Source organism: Marinomonas sp. UCMA 3892, assembly GCF_012726345.1.
GTDB lineage: Bacteria > Pseudomonadota > Gammaproteobacteria > Pseudomonadales > Marinomonadaceae > Marinomonas.
Genome location: NZ_PTXN01000010.1, coordinates 79,594 through 98,999, shown reverse-complemented (window position 1 = coordinate 98,999; position 19,406 = coordinate 79,594). Strand labels below are relative to the sequence as shown.

19 protein-coding genes are annotated in these 19,406 nt (G+C 41.0%); 14 read left to right on the top strand and 5 right to left on the bottom strand.

Annotated elements, in window-relative coordinates; genetic code table 11:
• Window positions 1-9 precede the first annotated feature (9 nt).
• Genes moaC through B6N13_RS15275 form a run of 3 tightly spaced genes read left to right on the top strand, consistent with a single transcriptional unit; the run spans window position 10 to window position 1,189 of the window.
• Complete coding sequence (moaC, locus tag B6N13_RS15285; RefSeq protein WP_169459862.1) at window positions 10-492, top strand: cyclic pyranopterin monophosphate synthase MoaC; 483 nt, start codon at window positions 10-12, stop codon at window positions 490-492.
• Window positions 485-739, top strand: a complete 255-nt coding sequence (locus B6N13_RS15280) for a MoaD/ThiS family protein (RefSeq protein WP_169459861.1) — start codon at window positions 485-487, stop codon at window positions 737-739. The genes moaC and B6N13_RS15280 overlap by 8 nt, the downstream gene beginning before the upstream one ends.
• Complete coding sequence (locus B6N13_RS15275) at window positions 740-1,189, top strand: molybdenum cofactor biosynthesis protein MoaE (protein WP_012069782.1); 450 nt, start codon at window positions 740-742, stop codon at window positions 1,187-1,189.
• A 47-nt stretch (window positions 1,190-1,236) separates the two neighbouring features.
• Here B6N13_RS15275 and B6N13_RS15270 read toward each other — a convergent pair whose 3' ends face one another.
• A complete protein-coding gene (locus B6N13_RS15270; protein WP_012069783.1) occupies window positions 1,237-2,484 on the bottom strand; it encodes a site-specific integrase in 1,248 nt (415 codons plus the stop codon).
• Between the two features lie 332 nt (window positions 2,485-2,816).
• On the opposite strand from B6N13_RS15270, the gene B6N13_RS15265 reads away from it, so the two are divergent.
• Both B6N13_RS15265 and B6N13_RS15260 read left to right on the top strand, forming a co-directional pair.
• Window positions 2,817-3,089: a hypothetical protein gene (locus B6N13_RS15265; protein ID WP_012069784.1), complete on the top strand. Its 273-nt coding sequence runs from the start codon at window positions 2,817-2,819 to the stop codon at window positions 3,087-3,089.
• A 52-nt stretch (window positions 3,090-3,141) separates the two neighbouring features.
• On the top strand, window positions 3,142-3,423 hold the full coding sequence (locus B6N13_RS15260) for a hypothetical protein (protein WP_169459860.1): 282 nt from the start codon (window positions 3,142-3,144) through the stop codon (window positions 3,421-3,423).
• Between the two features lie 59 nt (window positions 3,424-3,482).
• Here the strand turns inward: B6N13_RS15260 and B6N13_RS15255 are convergent, their stop codons facing one another.
• Window positions 3,483-4,904: a M48 family metalloprotease gene (locus B6N13_RS15255; protein WP_169459859.1), complete on the bottom strand. Its 1,422-nt coding sequence runs from the start codon at window positions 4,902-4,904 to the stop codon at window positions 3,483-3,485.
• 35 nt (window positions 4,905-4,939) lie between these two features.
• Between B6N13_RS15255 and B6N13_RS15250 the strand changes: the two genes are divergently transcribed.
• Together B6N13_RS15250 and B6N13_RS15245 are read left to right on the top strand one after the other, a co-directional pair.
• Window positions 4,940-5,185 carry a sulfurtransferase TusA family protein gene (locus tag B6N13_RS15250; RefSeq protein ID WP_012069787.1) on the top strand — a complete coding sequence of 82 codons (246 nt, stop codon included), beginning with the start codon at window positions 4,940-4,942 and terminating at the stop codon, window positions 5,183-5,185.
• Between the two features lie 12 nt (window positions 5,186-5,197).
• Window positions 5,198-6,259, top strand: a complete 1,062-nt coding sequence (locus B6N13_RS15245) for an AI-2E family transporter (RefSeq protein ID WP_012069788.1) — start codon at window positions 5,198-5,200, stop codon at window positions 6,257-6,259.
• 56 nt (window positions 6,260-6,315) lie between these two features.
• Here the strand turns inward: B6N13_RS15245 and B6N13_RS15240 are convergent, their stop codons facing one another.
• Entirely contained in the window at window positions 6,316-7,941 is a 1,626-nt protein-coding gene (locus B6N13_RS15240) for an alpha-amylase family glycosyl hydrolase (protein WP_169459858.1), read from the bottom strand.
• Window positions 7,942-8,131: 190 nt separating this feature from the next.
• Here B6N13_RS15240 and B6N13_RS15235 point away from each other — a divergent pair, with 190 nt between their 5' ends.
• Complete coding sequence (locus B6N13_RS15235; protein ID WP_169459857.1) at window positions 8,132-9,292, top strand: MFS transporter; 1,161 nt, start codon at window positions 8,132-8,134, stop codon at window positions 9,290-9,292.
• Between the two features lie 30 nt (window positions 9,293-9,322).
• Here the strand turns inward: B6N13_RS15235 and B6N13_RS15230 are convergent, their stop codons facing one another.
• Window positions 9,323-10,204 carry a LysR family transcriptional regulator gene (locus B6N13_RS15230; protein ID WP_012069791.1) on the bottom strand — a complete coding sequence of 294 codons (882 nt, stop codon included), beginning with the start codon at window positions 10,202-10,204 and terminating at the stop codon, window positions 9,323-9,325.
• Window positions 10,205-10,297: 93 nt separating this feature from the next.
• Between B6N13_RS15230 and leuC the strand changes: the two genes are divergently transcribed.
• The 6 genes from leuC to raiA all read left to right on the top strand — a co-directional run bounded on the left by leuC (window position 10,298) and on the right by raiA (window position 16,252).
• The gene (gene leuC, locus B6N13_RS15225) at window positions 10,298-11,725 is read left to right on the top strand and encodes a 3-isopropylmalate dehydratase large subunit (protein ID WP_169459856.1); all 1,428 of its coding nucleotides are present in this window, start codon (window positions 10,298-10,300) and stop codon (window positions 11,723-11,725) included.
• Window positions 11,726-11,735: 10 nt separating this feature from the next.
• A complete protein-coding gene (gene leuD, locus B6N13_RS15220) occupies window positions 11,736-12,386 on the top strand; it encodes a 3-isopropylmalate dehydratase small subunit (RefSeq protein ID WP_169459855.1) in 651 nt (216 codons plus the stop codon).
• A gap of 29 nt (window positions 12,387-12,415) precedes the next feature.
• Window positions 12,416-13,495 carry a 3-isopropylmalate dehydrogenase gene (leuB, locus tag B6N13_RS15215; protein WP_169459854.1) on the top strand — a complete coding sequence of 360 codons (1,080 nt, stop codon included), beginning with the start codon at window positions 12,416-12,418 and terminating at the stop codon, window positions 13,493-13,495.
• A 78-nt stretch (window positions 13,496-13,573) separates the two neighbouring features.
• On the top strand, window positions 13,574-14,692 hold the full coding sequence (asd, locus tag B6N13_RS15210) for an aspartate-semialdehyde dehydrogenase (RefSeq protein WP_169459853.1): 1,119 nt from the start codon (window positions 13,574-13,576) through the stop codon (window positions 14,690-14,692).
• A gap of 165 nt (window positions 14,693-14,857) precedes the next feature.
• The gene (locus B6N13_RS15205; RefSeq protein ID WP_169459852.1) at window positions 14,858-15,535 is read left to right on the top strand and encodes a YoaK family protein; all 678 of its coding nucleotides are present in this window, start codon (window positions 14,858-14,860) and stop codon (window positions 15,533-15,535) included.
• Between the two features lie 324 nt (window positions 15,536-15,859).
• A complete protein-coding gene (raiA, locus tag B6N13_RS15200; protein ID WP_012069797.1) occupies window positions 15,860-16,252 on the top strand; it encodes a ribosome-associated translation inhibitor RaiA in 393 nt (130 codons plus the stop codon).
• Window positions 16,253-16,419: 167 nt separating this feature from the next.
• On the opposite strand, the gene B6N13_RS15195 is transcribed toward raiA, so the two are convergent.
• A complete protein-coding gene (locus B6N13_RS15195; RefSeq protein ID WP_169459851.1) occupies window positions 16,420-19,221 on the bottom strand; it encodes a bifunctional aconitate hydratase 2/2-methylisocitrate dehydratase in 2,802 nt (933 codons plus the stop codon).
• Window positions 19,222-19,406 lie beyond the last annotated feature (185 nt).

Genomic DNA, 19,406 nt, shown 5'->3' with positions numbered 1-19,406 from the left:
AGGATTTTTATGAGCGATAAACTTACCCACTTAGATCATCAAGGCCATGCACACATGGTTGATGTCTCAGACAAAGACGTGACTAAGCGCACAGCAAGCGCTCAGGCAATTGTTTTAATGCAACCTACGACATTAAAGAAAGTAATAGAAGGTGGTTTGCCAAAAGGCGATGTATTGGCAACTGCTCGTATTGCAGGCATTCAAGCCGCAAAGAAGACATCAGACTTGATACCATTGTGTCATCCTTTGATGTTAACGAAAGTCACTGTTGATATTAATGTTATCAGTGATTGTGAGTTAGAAGTGTTATGTACCTGCTCATTATCTGGTAAAACGGGCGTGGAGATGGAAGCGCTTACGGGAGCTAGTATCGCAGCATTGACGCTATATGACATGTGCAAAGCAGTTGATAAAGGTATAGTTATCCAGAATGTATCTTTGTTAGAAAAAAAAGGTGGTAAAAGTGGTGATTGGAGTAAAGGAAATGCCTAAGGTGAGAGTGGTATTTTTCGCATCTCTGAAAGAAAGTATTGGCCAGAGTGAATATATAGCGGATTTGACATTACCTTTAAGTATTGGTGAATTAAAACAACAATTGGCTAATGAAATAGACAAAGGACAAGTGTTGCTTGCAAAAGGCATTCAATCCTCTATTGATTTCGAATTTGCTAGAGATACGGATATTGTTCCAGATTCTGTTAATGAGGTGGCATTTTTTCCACCTGTCACTGGGGGTTAAATGATTCTCGTACAGGAAGAAGACTTTAATGTTGGTGCTTTATATCAAAGCCTATTAAAAGCCAATCAGACTGGTGCCGTTGCCATGTTTGTTGGCTTAGTGCGCCAGTTTTCAGATTTGCCCAAAGAGGTCTGCAGCTTTGAGCTTGAGCATTATCCAGGAATGACAGAGCGGAACTTACAAGTCATCGTTGATGAGGCTAATGCTAGGTGGCCTTTATTGGACGTTTGCGTTGTGCACCGTGTGGGTTTTTTGTCGGTAGATGATCAAATTGTATTTGTTGGTGTCAGTGCTTCTCATCGTGCCGAAGCTTTTCAAGCGTGTGACTTTATTATGGATTATTTGAAAAGCCGAGCAGCGTTTTGGAAAAAAGAATCTGAAGGCTCAGAAAGTCGTTGGGTAGAGGCTAATACTAACGACGAAAAAAGCCTAGAGCGTTGGTCTAAATAGCACACCTCACAATAAAGAGAAGTGCTAGTTCTTGTTGTGAGTGGTAATTAATGAGGTCGAAGGGTTTTCTTTCGGCCACTTGCATGACGCTCTCGATATTCAGTATCAATGTACTTATCTGTTGTTGCCATGCTGGCGTGGCCAGCGTCTTCTCTAACGTGCTCTTTTGGTCTCGTTTTTACGTCTTCCGATATGCCTGTGTGTCGTAACCAGTGAACGGTTGCAACGCGTAGGTCATCAGCATCGGCTCTCATGCCATCTTCGCACATGCGTTCATAAGCCTTGTCAAAGCACAGCTGAACTATGTTGCGAACCTGTCTTGAGCTTGTCATCGCACCTTGTCCTCGGTTTTTAGGTACAAGAGGTGTGTTTTCAGCAATGGTTGGCAGTAATGGTAAATCTCGAAACTGTCGATAGCGTTTTAAAGCATTCAACATATCATCAGATACGGCAACCAGTCGTTCTTTATTACCTTTTGAAAGAACTTTAAACCACCAATGTCCGTCGGCGTCTTTTATAAAGTCGCCCATCACTGGCGCAGACCGTTCATCGGCGACTAATTCAGAAATTCGTAAATACATGCCGAGCAAAGCATTCATTATAAATAGAGTGCGTTCATGGTGTACGGGATCTTCTTCAGCCAACATTTCTGCTGTTTCTATTACATAATCCCACTGCAAATTAGAAATACGTCTAACTTGTTTACGAGTGATTTCTTTTTTTACAAATTTACTTTTTTGTCGAATCAATGCCACAGGATTTTGCTGTGCAGCATCCTCTTGCATAAGAAATCCATAATAAGACGATAGGATTGAAAATGTTGCCCTGATGGCTGCTTGAGATAATGAGTGTTGTTTGGCTTTAGGTACATCACCATTTTTAAATTCTAATTTACTCACATGCGCAACAAATGGTCGCCAATCTTTATTGGCTGTTCTCTGTCCCATATGTAATTTAAAACGAGCGACGTTTTTCGTGCCAATCCAGCTTTCTGGAGGTGTTATACAAAAATGTATGAATTCTTCGATCTGATCACGGCGTAGCTGGGTTGTTGGGCATAAGGCTATATGCCATGACCAGAGGAGTAATCGCTCAACTTCTCTTCTGTAAGAGTTGAATGTTGCTTGTGAGCCGTTGTAACTATAGATAAAGCATAATGCTAGCTGAAGATCTCGGCGATACTCTGGATCATTGAGATGAGGTGTAGAGCTTTCTAAATGAGCGACAATACCTTCAAACTGAGTAAAAGGATTAGGTAAATGTTCTAAGTTATCTATTAAAGCAAGCGGTGTCATAATCTTTTATATCCAAACAGATGATGTATATTAGCAAATATTTCGATCCATCCCTATCAATTTGTCTCTGTATCGGGAACCGTTCTTGAGTGAAAGACATGCTTTGTGTATTTTTTCCTTATTCCACGGTTCTTTTGTCTTATTTATTTTGATTTCTACCTTTTTTTTGTGATCTTCACTCGAATTGATGTTTGTTAGTACGTATTTGGAACAAAGGTGGAACATATAGTTTTGATCTTTTTAATTTTCATTAAAGGACTATTATAAATTCATCGGAATGATAAACGATTTGAATTTTAAATATTAATGATTGCTCTCTCAAGGAGATAAATATGAAAACTATTACTAAAGTAACTTTAGCTCTATTAACGGCTTCTGCAATGACAACTGCAGCTTTTGCTGAAACAGGTACTGAACGTCTTCAAAGCGCAAAGGGTAGTGTTGAGGCATTAGGTGTGACCCTTGAGAATATGGGCGCTAATGTTGATACCAGTGTTAATTTAAATGGTGCTTATACTTTTGATCAGAAAGCAGCTGTTTATAATGCGAAGCATGCTGAACTTCAAAGCCAATTTGACGCTTTGCACGCACAAGCTGCAGAATAATTGAATGCTTGATAATCGATTCTAATACTATTTAATTTTAAAGGTGAATATTATGAATAACTTAAATAAAACTATTCTAGCTCTAGTAACAGCATCTGTAATGGCTACCAGCGCGTTTGCTGCTTCTGGTGAGGGTTCTACTGATCGTATTCAAAGTGCTAAAGGTAGTGTAGAAGCACTTGCTGTAACACTTGAGAATATGGGCGCTGATGTCGATGCAAATGTTAATTTAAATGGCGCATATACTGTTGATCAAAAAGTATCTGCATACCAAAATAAACATGCAGAATTGCAAGCACAGTTTGATGAACTGCACGCACAATCAGCAGAATAATGCTGATTTACTGCCGATAAAAGCCAAACTTATAGTTTGGCTTTTATCTCTATATTACGCTAATTTCTATTTTCTTCTCCTAAGTCTTCTTGTTTTTCTGCTTCATTAATTATTTTAAATTTTGCTGCTGTCTCTTGTATGGCATTTTTATCGCTATCTTTAGCATCATTTTCTGCTCTGTTAATTAAATATCCTGCCGTTTTATCTTTTCCTTGGCTAAAGTCTAATAAGGCCCGGTAATTTAGTGCCATAGGGATATTGTTTCTAGATTGATAATATTGAATGTTGGCTCTCCAAATTAACCTTTGCTCATAAAGATAATTTGAATGAACTGAGATTGGCTTTGTTTTAGTTAATTGAGCATAGAGCATTGAAAAAAGAATGTCTTTTGGTGCAAGGTCTAGTCGATTATTAATAATATTAAGGCCTTGCTCTGTTTGGCCTGCAGCAGCATAGCTTAGCGCTTGTAAGTAATCTGTAAATTGATTGTGCTTTTCTAGTTTATTCAAAAAAACTAGGGCTCTATCGGGAGATTGGATAAGGTAAGAAAAAAGCCCTTTGGCGAAATTTTTAGCGTCATTGTCCTGTATTTTTTGATCTAAATAGGTAAACGGTTTGTCTTCAATACCTGCTCTGTACGCAAGTAAGCTCGCTCTAAAAAATTCAAAGTCTGTTGCTCTATTGTTGCTTAAAATAGTTTCTTTAGTCTCGGTGCTAAAGGAATCAGATAGTCTTGAGTTTGGCGAAGGGTGGCTAGATAAATATTCCAGTTTGGGTCTTCCCAGTGCTTGCTTAAAGAAAGCCTGAAATAATTTTGTCATACCCTCTGGTGCGAGCCCTGCATTGATTAGATATTCACGACCACGTCGATCGGCTTCTTGTTCTTGGTTACGACTATAGGTTAGAGTGTTTTCTGCCTGATTCGCTATGCCTCCTAGCCAAAGTGCTGTTGTGGCATCAGATCCAGCTCCTGCTAATGCTGCTGCTATGCCAGCCCCCAACATGACAAGGGTTTTCTGTAACTCTTCACCAGAATGTTTGGTTTGGCGCTCATAGTGGCGAAGGTCCAAATGGGCAATTTCGTGTCCTAATAAGCCGAATAGCATGTCTTCACTAGTTATCATCTCCATAATATCCGAGTAAATGAAAAGATGATTGCCTGGAATGACAAAAGCATTGCTCTGTGAGCTGTTCAAAAGTGTCATTTCGACTGTGGTGTTATAAAGGTTCGTTTGTGGAAGAATTTGAGATAGCGCGTCTTTTAAATAGTCATAGGCTGGTGGAAAGTCGATTAAGGCTCGGCTTCCATTTAGTTTTCGAAACCAATATTGTCCTAGTATGTAGGATGGATTAGACAAGGCTCTTTCGTCTTTGTTTGCTTCCAAGTCTGGAATGCTGGCTGAGCTTATGTTGGATAAAGTACTTGTAAAAACAACAGCTAAGATGCTTAAGGCTGTTGTAACGTTTGAAAATAGTCTCATAATATGGCTAATGTATTCATTGGGTAAATTATAAAATGACGATCAATCTAGGCGATCAGTATGACGTAATCTTGGATGCAAGAGAAGATCGATGCCCAATGCCTTTGTTAAAGGCAAAAATGGCGTTAAGTAAGATGGCGGTGGGAGAGCGTTTATGTTTGACAACCTGCGATGCAGGTTCGTTAAAAGATATCCCTCAATATACGGCACTCGTCGGATTTACTTTATTGTCAACATGTGAAGACAATGATGTGTATACCTTTGTTATTCAAAAAAGTTAAAACGGACTCGATATGTTTAAAATTGTTGATACGCTGATTAAACGGTATTTTTCTAATGAAGAAGTGGTGGTCTTTCTTTTATTACTGATCGCTACGCTTTGTGTTTTGGCTTTTTGGGGCGGGATTCTAGCGCCAATATTAATTGCTATCGTCTTAGCATTTTTATTGCAGGGTTTAGTTGATCGGCTACAACGTCTCCGACTGGGGCATCTCCCATCTGTTTTTATTGTCTTTTTTACTTTCCTAACCACCTGTAGTGTTTTTATCGGTGTGATGGTGCCTATTATTTGGCGCCAGGCTGTACGACTCGTGCAAGATGCTCCGAGGATGTTTATGGTGATTCGCAACGAGGTGCAGCAATTTGCAGAAGGGCATAGTGATTTAGTTAGTCAAGCGGCGATAGATGAGGTGACAAATTCACTGGCCAATGAATCAACAAATCTTGGGCAATGGTTGTTGTCTTTTTCATTGTCGAGCATTCCTTCGTTGTTCTCAGTTGTTATTTACGTGGTATTAGTACCATTGGTGATTTTTTTCTTGTTAAAAGACCAAGACAAAATACTTACTTATTTGACGTCTTGGCTCCCAAAAGAAAGAAAAATGATGCGCAATATTGCCCATGAAATGAATGGCCAGATTGCAAATTATATTCGAGGTAAGTTCATTGAGATGTTTGTCGTTGGTGTAGTGACTTATGTTGTATTTTTGGTGTTTGGTTTGAAATACGCAGAATTGCTAGCCTTGTTAGTTGGTTTGTCGGTGCTAATTCCTTACATCGGTGCTGCTGCTGTGACTATTCCTGTTGTGTTGGTAGCATTCTATCAATATGGAACTCAGAGTGAATTCATCTATGTGGTTGTTGCCTATTTAATCGTTCAAGCGTTGGATGGTAATGTGCTGGTCCCTTTGCTGTTTTCAGAGGCAGTGAACTTGCATCCGCTGGCAATCATTGTTGCGGTATTGTTTTTCGGTGGTATATGGGGATTCTGGGGGATATTTTTTGCGATTCCATTAGCTACTTTGGTAAAAGCCATTATTAATGCGTGGCCAAACCAAGAGCAGCTGACTCCCTAAGAGGCAGTTAGAATGATGAAAAACTCGCTCTTGGCATTAAGAGCGAGTTTTTTGTTTTAGGCAACAACTGTCGCGATTAAAATACTGAAGGGAGGGAGGACGACTGTGTTACCATCTATGTAGCCGCTGTGGATGGCTTCTGGCATCGTTAAGGCTGTTAATGTGTAGTCGACTGGTAAGATGATGTCTTGATTGGCGGTATTGATGGCGACGTAAAGTTGTTTATTTTTATAGCTTCGAAGAAATGTCAGTGTCGTTTCATCGTTATAAATAAATTGAATGTCACCATGACGTAGCTCGGGATGGATGCGCCTCACATGAAGAAAATCACGATAAGCATGAAGCACTGAGTGGCGATTGCCTTCTTGTTCACTTACCGCTAAAGGACGTTGAGCTTCTGCAATAGGTAACCAAGGCTGCTTACATTTAGTAAACCCTCCTAACGTTTCATTTTTCCAAGGGATTGGCGTTCGGCAACCATCACGCCCTTTAAATTCTGGCCAAAAGGCTATGCCGAAAGGGTCAACCAATTGTTCGAAAGTTAGTTCAGCTTCAGGCAGTCCAAGTTCTTCTCCTTGATATAAGCACACACTGCCACGCAAGGTTAAAAGCATCGCCATATAAATTTTACTTTTGGCGATAGGATCGTGATTGTTTCCCCAGCGTGTAGCAACTCGTTCTACATCGTGATTGCCAATGGACCAACAGGGCCAGCCGTCACCTAATCCTGCTTCTATTGTTTCCATGGTGTTGCGAATATGTGTCATGGATGAATCATGGGTTAATAGATCGAATGAGTAACACATGTGTAGCTTATCTTTTCCTTGTGTATAAGCCGCCATGGTTTCTAAGGCAAAGTCGCAACCCACTTCACCAACCGTGGTTGTGCCTGGATATTGATCCAATAGACTGCGCAAGCGTTGCAAAAAGCCAATGTTTTCAGGTCTAGATTTGTCGTAAATGTGTAGTTGATAAGCATAGGGGTTATCAAGCCTTACGCCGATACTGCCTTCAGCTACTTCTTTTTTTGGCGGATTATTCCTTAGTTCTATATCGTGATAGTAGTAGTTGGCGGTGTCTAATCGGAAGCCATCCACGCCGCGTTTTAACCAAAACTCTACGGTTTCAAGTAATGCATCTATCACTTTTGGGTTGTGGAAGTTTAAATCGGGTTGGCTGTCTAAAAAGTTATGAAGGTAATATTGCCTACGTCGACTATCCCAATGCCAAGCAGGGCCGCCAAAAACGGATAGCCAATTGTTTGGCACGGTGCCATCAGGGTTGGCGTCCGACCAAACGTACCAATCGGCTTTGTCATTGTCGTGACTACTGCGAGATTCAACAAACCAAGGATGCTGATCCGAGCTGTGATTTAGCACTTGGTCAATCATAACTTTAAGGCCGTGATGATGAGCAGATGCAATCAGTTCATCAAAGTCGGCCAGTGTTCCGAAAATAGTATCCACGTCACAGTAATTGGAAACATCATAACCAAAGTCTTTCATAGGCGAGGTAAAAAAGGGGGAGAGCCAAATCGCATCAACACCTAATGAAGCGATATAGCTCATCTTCGCCGTTACGCCGGGGAGGTCGCCGATACCATCGTTATTTGAGTCGAAAAAACTACGGGGATAAACCTGATAAATTACCGCACCACGCCACCATTCTGTTTTGTCTGTCATGATTGTTCTCGCTGTAAAGTAAGAAGATTTTTAATGTGAGCATTAATAAAAGAGGTTAAATTTGTAGTGGTTTTACACCATTATCTGTCGTGCTTTTTTGTAATATTTCCAGCATACTTAATCATTATAATTAATGCATGATCTTTGTTGTCTTATTTGGCAGTAAGCATCGTAATTTTTTGGAGCCATGATGTTTTCTGAAAATGCTCGCCCTGTGGCTTGGCCTTTATTTTTCTTTTACTTTTTTTTCTGTGCCGTTGTTGGCGTTATGATGCCCTATATTTCGATGTATTATAAATCGATTGGCTTAACTGCTTCCGAGATTGGTCGATTGATGTCTACCTTTACTTTGTCAGGTATTTTGGTGCCGCATTTTTGGGGGTGGTTAACAGCGAAAGTTGGTTTGCCAAAACGTATACTTCAATTAGCTATATTAGGTTGTTTCATTGCTGTCATTCCGTTTAATTGGAGTGACCAATTTGAAACCTTGTGGCTATTGACCTGTACTATGGCGTTGTTTTATTCGGCACTCATTCCAATGACTGACTCTTTGACTGTACGGAGTATACGGCAATTAGATGTTCCCTATACTCGTTTAAGAGCAGGTGGCTCAATTGGTTATGTGTTTGCTGTAACTGGTGCTGGCTTTTTAATCGGGCAATTTGGCACCGTGGTCGTCATACCTACTATGTGTGCATTTATGGCACTTGCAGTTGTGACGTCTTTTTTTCTCAAAGAACAGGCCTATGAGATAAATCAACAAAAGGCCACAACTTCTTTTTTTGCATTAGTGAAAAATCCAGAATCATTGCTGTTTTTTGTCCTAGCATTTTTGGCTTTTATGTCCCATGCACCTTTTAATGTTTTCTTCGCTGTGCACCTGTCGAACTTTGGTTACAGCGGGGAAGAAATTGGATTGCTAATGGCGTTGGGCGTGGTGATTGAAATTTTCTTGTTCTTATTTTTTGGTAACACGATTAAGCGTTTTGATGTAGTCCATATTATTACGCTTTGTTTTATTTGCGGTATTGTTCGTTGGCTATTAGTTGGCTGGTTTGCCTCAATTGCATGGGTGCTTATTTTTACGCAGTTACTCCATTCTATAACGTTTGCTTTATTTCATATGGTTTCCATTGAGCAAATTAGACGTCTTTTTCCAGAGCGTTATGCGGGTCAAGGTCAAGCAATGTACAGTGCTTTTGCGATCGGTTTAGGTGGTGGGTTAGGAATGGTGATTACCGGTTATCTTTGGGAATGGTTGGGTGGAGCTTGGGTGTTTACTCTAGCTGCTTGTGTTAGTTCGCTGGCACTTACAATACTTCTTATTAGTCAGCGCCGTTGGTTTTCCTAAACATTCTTACCTAAATTTGTTCTAAATCTTTTATAAACTTGTGCCGTCGCTTTTAAGTAATTCAATAAAAGCGACTGCTGCACGGCTTAATGTTCTTTGTTTGTGATGAATAACCCCAAGTTTTCGTTCAACGTTTAAATCTGGTAAGTTTAATACGACGAGCTTTTCATCGACTAAAGTGGAGGGCAATAATGACCAGCCCCAGCCAATATGAACTAGCATCGCGAGTATTTCCAGGTTGTTTGTGTTCATTCGTACCTGAGGTTTTAAACCTTGTTTACCAAAGGCTTGCTCTGCGATTTGCCTAGTGAAAGTATTTTTGTTAGGTAATACACATGCATGCTGAGCTAATTCAATTAAGCTGACATTGTTATAGCGCGCGAGAGGGTGGTCTTTACTGACTACACAGGTAAGTGGATCAGACCAAATGGGTAATGATTCTATTAACGGATTTTCTTTGTTGGATAAAGTGATAATCCCCAGTTCTGCTCGTCCTTTTAATACATCTTGATAAGCTTCTTCAGATTGAACAAATTCAATTTCTAATTGAGCGTTTGGGAAATTTTCTTGAAATCGTTTGAGAGATTTAGGTAAGCGGTGCAAGCCAATATGATGGCCAGTTGATATGCGTAATTCACCACTTACGTCTTGCATCTGTAATGTCATACTGCGTTTTATATCTTGCAGGTCTTCAGCCATTTTTCGTGCCTTTGGTAATAGCCTAATACCAGCTTCTGTTAATTGGACCTGACGACCGATACGATCAAACAATTTAACGCCAAGGCTACTTTCTAATGAAGCAATACGCTTGCTTACAGCAGGTTGAGTAACAAAAAGTTGATCACCAGCTTCCGAAAACGAGCTAGTTTCTGCGACTTTTATAAAGGTGAGCAGTTCGGCAATGTCTATCATTCCAAAAATTTATCCAAAATATGAAAAATATGAATTTGAGTAATTTAAGCCAAAGTTTTAGGATAGCGCAATAGATTTCTGAGGAGAGAACTTATGTCAGGTAAAACCCTTTATGACAAGTTGTGGGATAGCCACCTTGTTCAGCAACGAGATGACGGCAGCGCATTAATTTATATCGATTTGCAATTGCTTCATGAAGTAACATCACCGCAAGCGTTTGAAGGCCTTCGTTTGGCGGGACGTAAGCCTTGGCGCGTGTCTTCAAGTCTTGCGACGCCAGACCATAATGTACCAACAACGAAGAAAGAGCGTATTTCTGGTGTAGATGGTATTGAAGATCCTGTTTCCAAAATCCAAGTCACTACCTTGGATGATAACTGTAATGAATTTGGTATCACTGAATTCAACATGAAAGACATTCGTCAAGGTATCGTACACGTTGTTGGGCCAGAGCAAGGTGCGACGCTGCCAGGTATGACTGTAGTTTGTGGGGATTCTCATACATCGACTCATGGTGCGTTTGGTGCTTTAGCCCATGGTATCGGCACTTCTGAGGTTGAGCATGTTTTAGCGACTCAGTGCTTAGTGCAGAAGAAAAGCCGCAATATGTTAGTCCGAGTGGATGGCGAATTGTCTCCTTGGGTTTCTGCCAAAGACGTTGTTTTGGCAATTATCGGTGCAATTGGTACAGCTGGTGGTACTGGCTACGCGATTGAATTTGGCGGCACAGGTATTCAATCATTATCCATGGAAGGCCGTATGACGGTGTGTAACATGGCGATTGAAGCGGGCGCTCGAGTTGGCTTGATTGCAGTTGATGATACGACTATCGAGTACGTTAAAGGCCGTCCCTATGCACCAAAAGGCGAGCATTGGGAAATGGCTGTTGAGGCATGGAAAGATCTTGTATCTGACAAAGATGCACAGTTCGATGAAGTTGTTGTAATTAAAGCCGAAGATATCAAACCACAAGTAACCTGGGGAACTTCTCCTGAAATGGTTATCGCTATTGATGAGCCAATTCCGCGCGCAGAAGATCAAAAAGATCCTGTGAAAAAAGAAGGTTATGCTCGAGCTTGGAAATACATGGGGCTTGAAGGTAAATCTATGTTGTCTGACATTGTGCTAGACCGTGTTTTCATTGGTTCTTGTACGAACTCGCGTATTGAAGACCTTCGCATTGCTGCTCAGGTTGTCAAAGGCCGTAAAGTGGCATCGACACTTAAGCAAGCGATCGTTGTTCCAGGTTCTGGTTTAGTAAAAGCTCAAGCGGAAAAAGAAGGCTTACACGAGATTTTTGAAGCCGCTGGTCTAGAATGGCGTGAGCCAGGTTGCTCTATGTGTTTGGCAATGAACGCAGATAAGCTAGGCGCTGGTGAGCATTGTGCGTCTACTTCAAACCGTAACTTTGAAGGTCGTCAGGGCTTTGGTGGACGTACCCACTTAGTTAGTCCTGCAATGGCTGCAGCGGCGGCAATTGCTGGTCATTTTGTTGATGTTAATGAGTTTGTTAAACACTAGGAGAAAGAGCATGCGTCCTTTTACTAAACACACAGGTTTAGCCGCTCCTTTGGATTTGGCAAACGTTGATACGGATATGATTATTCCAAAGCAGTTCTTGAAATCTATCAAGCGTACTGGCTTCGGTAAAAATTTATTTGATGAACTTCGTTATGAAGATGAAGGTCAGCCAGATCAAGAATGCGATGGCCGCCCGTTGCGCAAAGATTTTGTACTAAACCAAGATCGTTACAAAGGTGCTAGCGTGTTGTTGGCTCGTCAAAACTTTGGTTGTGGATCCAGCCGTGAGCACGCACCTTGGGCCCTAGACGATTACGGTTTCCGTTCTATTATTGCACCAAGCTTTGCCGATATTTTTTATAACAATTGTTTTAAAAATGGTTTATTGCCGATTGTTTTGCAAGCTGAAGAAGTGGATCAATTATTCGCAGAAGTTGCATTACGTGAAGGTGCTCAAGTAATTGTCGATCTTGAGAACCAAACGGTTACTTCGCCATCCGGTGCGACGTTCGAGTTTAATGTTGATAACTTCCGTAAACATTGTTTATTGAATGGTTTGGACGATATTGGTTTAACACTGCAACAAGATGCTGCGATCCGTCGTTACGAAGAAAAACGAATGAATGATGCGCCTTGGCTGTTCTTGCCTCGCGGTCAATAAACAAAAGACTTAGCTTTTAAGGATTTAAAATGACGAAAAATATATTGGTATTACCAGGTGACGGTATCGGTCCAGAAATCGTAGCGCAAGCGGTACGAGTGTTGGATGCGGTAAATGAGCAGTTTTCACTAAATATTCAACATGAAAGCGCTTTAGTTGGTGGTTCTGCTTACGATGAGACTGGTTCTCCGTTACCTGAAGCGACATTAGCAAAAGCGAAAACAGCCGATGCTATCTTACTTGGTGCTGTAGGCGGTCCTAAATGGGATAAGTTAGATATGTCAGTTCGTCCTGAGAAGGGCTTGCTTGGGTTGCGTTCTAACCTTGAACTGTTTTCCAACCTTCGTCCTGCAATTTTGTATCCGCAGTTAGCTGATGCGTCTAGCTTGAAGCCAGAAATCGTTGCTGGCTTAGATATTCTTATTGTTCGTGAGTTAACGGGCGGCATTTATTTTGGTCAGCCACGTGGTATTCGTGTATTAGAAAATGGCGAGCGTGAAGGTTTTAATACGTACGTTTACAATGAGTCAGAAATTCGTCGAATTGGTCGTTCTGCTTTTGAAGCCGCTCGTCAACGTGGTAAAAGAGTGTGCTCTATAGATAAATCCAATGTGTTGGAAGTAACGGTACTTTGGAAAGAAGTTATGGAAGAAGTAGCGAAAGAGTATCCTGACGTCGAATTGACTCATATGCTAGTAGATAATGCTGCAATGCAGCTCGTTCGTGCACCAAAACAGTTTGATGTAATGGTTACTGGCAATATGTTTGGTGATATCCTTTCTGATGCTGCTGCCATGTTGACAGGTTCTATTGGTATGCTACCTTCTGCTTCTCTAAATGCTGAAGGTCGCGGTATGTATGAGCCATGTCACGGCTCTGCGCCAGATATTGCAGGCAAAGGAATTGCTAACCCATTGGCGACAATTTTGTCAGTTGCTATGATGTTGCGTTATTCTTTAGACGCAAAAGATGCGGCCGATGCTATTGAAACGGCAGTTAGTAAGGTTCTAGATCTAGGTCTAAGAACTGCAGATATTGCATCAAAAGGATGCGACACTGTTAGTACGCAAGCCATGGGCGATGCGGTTCTAGCAGCATTAAAAGCGTAATATCATAATGATATTGGGCATTCATTAGGGATACTGCTCTTGGTATGAGTGGCCCCACAAAAAAAGGTAACGTTAACCATGTCAAAACAAACTGTAGGTTTAGTCGGATGGCGCGGAATGGTCGGTTCCGTGTTGATGCAACGCATGATGGAAGAAAAAGACTTTGATCATATTGATCCAGTTTTTTTTACTACCTCTCAAACGGGGCAGAAAGGTCCAGAAATTGGTAAAGATATTCCATTGCTTCAAGATGCAAGTGATATTGAAGCATTGAAGAAGATGGATATTATTATTACCTGCCAAGGCGGGGATTACACCAAGGCTATTTACCCACAGTTACGTAATGCTGGTTGGAAAGGTTACTGGATTGATGCAGCGTCTTCATTACGTATGGAAAAAGACGCAATTATTGTGCTTGATCCAGTTAACTTAAATGTTATTAAGCAAGGTTTGAGTAATGGCGTAAAAACTTTTGTTGGTGGTAATTGTACTGTTAGCTTAATGCTATTGGCGCTAGGTGGGTTGTTCGAGAAAGGCCATATTGAATGGATGACCTCTATGACTTACCAAGCCGCTTCTGGCGGCGGTGCACGCCACATGCGTGAATTAATCAATCAAATGGGCATGCTGCAAGATTCTGTTGCCGGTGAGCTTGCTGATCCTGCTAGTGCGATTCTTGAAATAGATCGTAAAGTCGCAGAAACAATGCGTTCTGATAAATTACCTACTGCTCAGTTTGGTGTGCCATTGGCTGGCTCTTTGATCCCTTATATAGATAGTCAGCTTGATAACGGTCAAAGCCGTGAAGAATGGAAGGCTCAGGCCGAGTGTAACAAGATCTTAGGTATTGATGGTAAGCCAATTCCAGTTGATGGCCTATGTGTTCGTATCGGTGCGATGCGTTGTCATAGTCAGGCTTATACTATCAAGCTAAACAAAGACATTCCCGTTGCGGACATAGAAGGCATGCTTGCTCAACATAACGATTGGGTGAGTGTGGTTCCTAATGAGAAACAAGCAACTATGGAGCGTCTAACTCCGACTGCGGCGACTGGAACATTGAATATTCCTGTTGGTCGTATTCGTAAGCTGAACATGGGGCCTGATTATATTAGTGCTTTTTCTGTTGGCGACCAGTTATTATGGGGTGCAGCAGAGCCACTACGTCGCATGTTACGCATCTTGCTAAATGACTAGAATCGTCTAGTTTATCTTTCGTAAAAAGCGTCAGTCATTCGTGACTGGCGCTTTTTTTTGCTTGCTTGCTCAAGTAGAGCATGATGTTATCAATGAGTGGTATGACTCCATTTTTTGGTTGTAGGATTGTGCGGTTAAGAAAAAATAGAAGCTCTAGGAGGATGTGTGTTATCAAGATTGCCAAAGTGGGTTGAGTATGGTGCGTTTCTGCTTGCTTTGATCGCTGGAAGCGTTAATGCAGTTGCTTTGATAGGTTTTCAGCATCAAGCCGTGTCGCATTTATCGGGTACTGCTACGCTTGTTGGGAGTGCTTTGTTAGATCCAATATCGGGGACACTTTTGCATCTAATTGGAATACTGCTAAGCTTCTTATTTGGTTCTGCACTTTCTGGTTTTATGTTGACTGGAACATCGTTGAAACTAGGTCGCTTATATGATGTCTTATTAATCATTGAGGCGGCGCTTTTATTAACTGCCATGTATTTTTTGTTAAATAACCATACATCTGGACACTATTTTGCGTCAGCGGCTTGTGGTCTTCAGAATGCTCTTGCAACAACCTACAGTGGTGCTGTGGTGCGAACTACTCATTTAACAGGTATCTTCACTGATTTGGGAATTATGTTGGGAGGAGCGTTACAAGGCAAGCCTATTGATAAGCGAAGGGCTTTATTGTTTCTTATCATAGTGACAGGTTTTATTTTTGGTGGCTCAATAGGGACATGGTTGTTTCATCAGTTTGGTTTTTTTGCTTTATCTGTGCCAGCTGGGTTGTGTGTATTCCTTGCTATTCTTTATCGGTTGTACAGTAGTCGTTTGATGCGGAATGTGGAGTCGGTTTAGAGGGGAGATAAAATTTGCTCTTTAGGCATTTTGTAATGATGCTAAAGCTAGTTATAGGAAAAATAAAAACATATATTTTATATAATATAGACTTGAAATGTTTGCTAGATTTTTAGACTTATGATATTGATATATAAAGTGTTTTAAGGGAGGATCTTTGCGTTTATATGTAAGTTCTTAGCTTTATTCATGATCTTAAGCAAGTATTTACAATATGGGTATTGAAATTCAGTTATACCATCCTTAGATTATAGGTAAGGGCAACAGAGGAGAACCAATACTTAAGTTAATAAAAAACCTGACCAAAACAGAAGGAAATTCTCTATGTATACATTGAATATTAGCGGTCACCACGTCCAATCTGGTGAAGAAGTTCAAGAAGTAGTAAAAGATAAAATGGATCACTTGGCGCGTATCAATAATCAGATAACCACCATTAATGTGACCTTAAATACAGAGAAGCATGGGACTCATGAATTAATAGTAGAAGCCAGTGTTCATATCCCTGGTCATGATCTTTTTGCAATGGTTCAAACTGAGAAACAACTTAAACCTGCCCTTGACATGTTAGTTGGCAAGTTAGAAAAGCAGTTAATTAAACATAAAGCAAAGCATGCTGGTAGGCAGCACCATATTAACGCTAAGGATGTAGAAAGCCCTGTAGAGCGTCAGTTGCAAGCTGAATTTGACGAGCTTGTTGAACGTGAAGTTATTTAGTTAACCAAAACCCTAGGATAAAGCCTCGCTAACGCGGGGCTTTTTTGTTTTTGCAATATACTTTTTATGGCTACTTATCAATAAGATGTTATGCAAACAAAAATGCCGATGTACCTAGCTAGGTACATCGGCATTTGATCATATGGATAATATGATTTTTTGTAGAATTAAACGTTGCTTACTGGGATAAATTCTACAGGTGCCATTGTCATTTCATCTAATGGCGGAGCGAAATCAGTCAATGTAATTCCGTCTACTGCTTCTTTGTACTCTTCCAATGTAGGTAAACGACCTAATACAGTAGAAAGCACAACGATTGGTGTTGAACCGAGTAATGATTCGCCTTTCTTCTCAGCTGAGTCGGCTACAACGCGGCCTTGGAACAAGCGAGTAGAGGTTGCAATAACTGTGTCGCCAGGTGCTGCTTTCTCTTGGTTACCCATACAAAGGTTACACCCAGGGCGTTCCAAGTAAAGGATGTTTTCGTACTTAGTACGTGCTTGGCCTTTAGGGTTGCTGTCGTCAAATTCGAAGCCAGCGTATTTCTTCAGAATATCCCAATCACCTTCCGCTTTTAGCTCATCAACAATGTTGTAAGTTGGTGGCGCAACAACCAATGGTGTTTTAAAGGTAACTGTGCCATTTTTCTTCTCAATGTTGCGTAGCATCTGAGCGATGATTTGCATATCACCTTTGTGAACCATACAAGATCCAACAAAGCCTAGATCTACTGGTTTATCTTTGTAGAAAGACACTGGGCGAATAACATCGTGAGTGTAGCGTTTAGATACATCTTCGTTGTTAACATCTGGATCCGCGATCATCGGCTCAATGATTTCATCAAGATCAACAACCACTTCGGCATAGTATTTAGCGTTATTGTCTGGTACTAGAGCAGGTTGGTCACCTGATTTGATGCCTGCAATGCGCTTGTCAGCAAGTTCGATTAGGCCTTGAAGCGTTTGAGCTTCATTATCCATGCCTTTATTAATCATGATCTGAATGCGTTTTTTAGACAATTCAAGAGACTGGATTAATGTTTCATCTTTAGAGATACAGATAGAAGCTTTTGCTTTCATTTCTGCAGTCCAGTCAGTGAAGGTAAACGCTTGGTCTGCCATCAATGTACCAATGTGTACTTCGATGATGCGGCCTTGGAATACGTTTTCACCGCCAAACTGTTTAAGCATTTGAGCTTGTGTAGCGTGTACGATGTCACGGAAATCCATGTAGCTCTTCATTTCACCTTTAAAGGTTACTTTAACAGACTCAGGGATTGGCATTGTTGCTTCGCCAGTTGCAAGAGCCAAGGCTACTGTTCCAGAGTCAGCACCAAAAGCAACACCTTTAGACATACGAGTATGAGAGTCACCACCAATGATAATTGAAGTATCATCAACAGTGATGTCGTTCAATACTTTGTGGATTACGTCTGTCATTGGAGGGTAAACGCCTTTCGGATCACGACCAGTGATCAAGCCAAACTTGTGCATGAAAGACATCAGTTTTGGAATGTTAGCTTGTGCTTTTGAATCCCAAACTGAGGCAGTGTGACAACCAGATTGGTAAGCACCATCAACACTTGGAGAGATAACAGTAGCTGCCATAGACTCAAGTTCTTGTGCTGTCATCAAGCCAGTTGTATCTTGCGAACCAACGATGTTAACTCGTACGCGAACGTCAGAGCCAGCGTGGAGTGCTTTCTTAGATTTAACGCCAACTGCATTTTTGTTGAAGATTTTCTCAACTGCGGTTAAGCCTTGATCTTCTTTAGAGATTTCTTTTGCAGGAGCGTAAACAGTTGGTGCTGTGACGCCCAATGTTTCAGCAGCAAATGTTTGTAGCTTTTTACCGAATACAACAGCGTAAGAGCTTCCCGCTTTCATGAACTCAACTTGTTGAGGTGTGAAAGCAGAAGAAATATCAGCTAATTCTTTATCGCCGTTATAAAGTTTTTTCTCTTTGGTGTTGATTGTTAAAACTGTGCCAGTTTCTACAGAGTAAACTTGTTCAAGAATGGTGTCGCCGTTAGCGTCAAGAACTGGTTTGCCATTAGCATCTACTTTCTTAACCCAGTTTTTAAGGTCTAAACCAATACCGCCAGTAACACCAACGGTTGTCATGAAAATAGGGGAAATGCCATTTGTACCCGCTACGATAGGAGCGAAGTTTACAAAAGGAATGTATGGACTTGCTTGCTGACCAGCCCAAAGAGCTACGTTATTCACACCAGACATACGTGAAGAGCCAACGCCCATCGTGCCTTTTTCAGCGATTAGCATTACTTTTGCTGTAGGGTGTTTGATTTGTAGGTCTTTGATGTCTTGTTGTGCTTCTGGAGAAATCATGCACTTGCCGTGAAGTTCACGGTCAGAGCGAGAGTGTGCTTGGTTGCCAGGAGATAGTAAATCTGTAGAGATATCGCCTTCAGCAGCAATGTAAGTTACGACTTCAATTTTTTCACTGATGTCTGGCAGCTTCGTGAAGAATTCTGCTTGTGCGTAGCTTTCTAGAATGTCTTTAGCAAGTGTGTTGCCTGCTTTGTAAGCGGAAGCAATACGTTCCATATCAGCTTCGTATAGGAAAACTTGAGTTTTCAAAACTTCAGCAGCAGGTGCAGCAATCGCTTTATCATCTGACAAGGCTAAATCAATTAGCGCTTCAACAGATGGGCCGCCTTTCATGTGAGAAAGCAGTTCTAGAGCAAACTCTGGAGTGATTTCTTCAACTTTGGCTTCGCCCAAGATGATTTCTTTTAAGAATTTTGCTTTAACAACCGCTGCACTAGTGGTGCCAGGCAAGGTGTTATAGATGAAGAAAGAAATAGATTCTTTGCGGTGCTCATGGTTAACATCTTTTATTTGAGCAATGATTTCAGATAATAAATCGCCACCATCAATTGGTTTAGGGTGTAATCCCTGTTCCTTACGATTCTCTATTTCTTGTAAGTACTCTAAATATAAGCTCATTTGCACCTCTGAATAATAATTTACGATAATATTGCGTGCTAATTATGGAACCTAGGTTAGGTATAGTTGCTTTGCGCAAAATACTGACTCTAAACCTTTAATTTCATTCCTTTGATCAGCGTTTTCTATAAAGATCGTCTTTTGCATTAAGGGAGAATTAGGAAAAGCCTAAAAACTAGTCGTGA

What these genes read in the sequence shown, in the direction of transcription:
- moaC (WP_169459862.1), top strand. Translation starts at nt 10, where the DNA reads ATGAGCGATAAACTTACCCACTTAGATCATCAAGGCCATGCACACATG.
- B6N13_RS15280 (WP_169459861.1), top strand. Translation starts at nt 485, where the DNA reads ATGCCTAAGGTGAGAGTGGTATTTTTCGCATCTCTGAAAGAAAGTATT.
- B6N13_RS15275 (WP_012069782.1), top strand. Translation starts at nt 740, where the DNA reads ATGATTCTCGTACAGGAAGAAGACTTTAATGTTGGTGCTTTATATCAA.
- B6N13_RS15270 (WP_012069783.1), bottom strand. Translation starts at nt 2,484, where the DNA reads ATGACACCGCTTGCTTTAATAGATAACTTAGAACATTTACCTAATCCT.
- B6N13_RS15265 (WP_012069784.1), top strand. Translation starts at nt 2,817, where the DNA reads ATGAAAACTATTACTAAAGTAACTTTAGCTCTATTAACGGCTTCTGCA.
- B6N13_RS15260 (WP_169459860.1), top strand. Translation starts at nt 3,142, where the DNA reads ATGAATAACTTAAATAAAACTATTCTAGCTCTAGTAACAGCATCTGTA.
- B6N13_RS15255 (WP_169459859.1), bottom strand. Translation starts at nt 4,904, where the DNA reads ATGAGACTATTTTCAAACGTTACAACAGCCTTAAGCATCTTAGCTGTT.
- B6N13_RS15250 (WP_012069787.1), top strand. Translation starts at nt 4,940, where the DNA reads ATGACGATCAATCTAGGCGATCAGTATGACGTAATCTTGGATGCAAGA.
- B6N13_RS15245 (WP_012069788.1), top strand. Translation starts at nt 5,198, where the DNA reads ATGTTTAAAATTGTTGATACGCTGATTAAACGGTATTTTTCTAATGAA.
- B6N13_RS15240 (WP_169459858.1), bottom strand. Translation starts at nt 7,941, where the DNA reads ATGACAGACAAAACAGAATGGTGGCGTGGTGCGGTAATTTATCAGGTT.
- B6N13_RS15235 (WP_169459857.1), top strand. Translation starts at nt 8,132, where the DNA reads ATGTTTTCTGAAAATGCTCGCCCTGTGGCTTGGCCTTTATTTTTCTTT.
- B6N13_RS15230 (WP_012069791.1), bottom strand. Translation starts at nt 10,204, where the DNA reads ATGATAGACATTGCCGAACTGCTCACCTTTATAAAAGTCGCAGAAACT.
- leuC (WP_169459856.1), top strand. Translation starts at nt 10,298, where the DNA reads ATGTCAGGTAAAACCCTTTATGACAAGTTGTGGGATAGCCACCTTGTT.
- leuD (WP_169459855.1), top strand. Translation starts at nt 11,736, where the DNA reads ATGCGTCCTTTTACTAAACACACAGGTTTAGCCGCTCCTTTGGATTTG.
- leuB (WP_169459854.1), top strand. Translation starts at nt 12,416, where the DNA reads ATGACGAAAAATATATTGGTATTACCAGGTGACGGTATCGGTCCAGAA.
- asd (WP_169459853.1), top strand. Translation starts at nt 13,574, where the DNA reads ATGTCAAAACAAACTGTAGGTTTAGTCGGATGGCGCGGAATGGTCGGT.
- raiA (WP_012069797.1), top strand. Translation starts at nt 15,860, where the DNA reads ATGTATACATTGAATATTAGCGGTCACCACGTCCAATCTGGTGAAGAA.
- B6N13_RS15195 (WP_169459851.1), bottom strand. Translation starts at nt 19,221, where the DNA reads ATGAGCTTATATTTAGAGTACTTACAAGAAATAGAGAATCGTAAGGAA.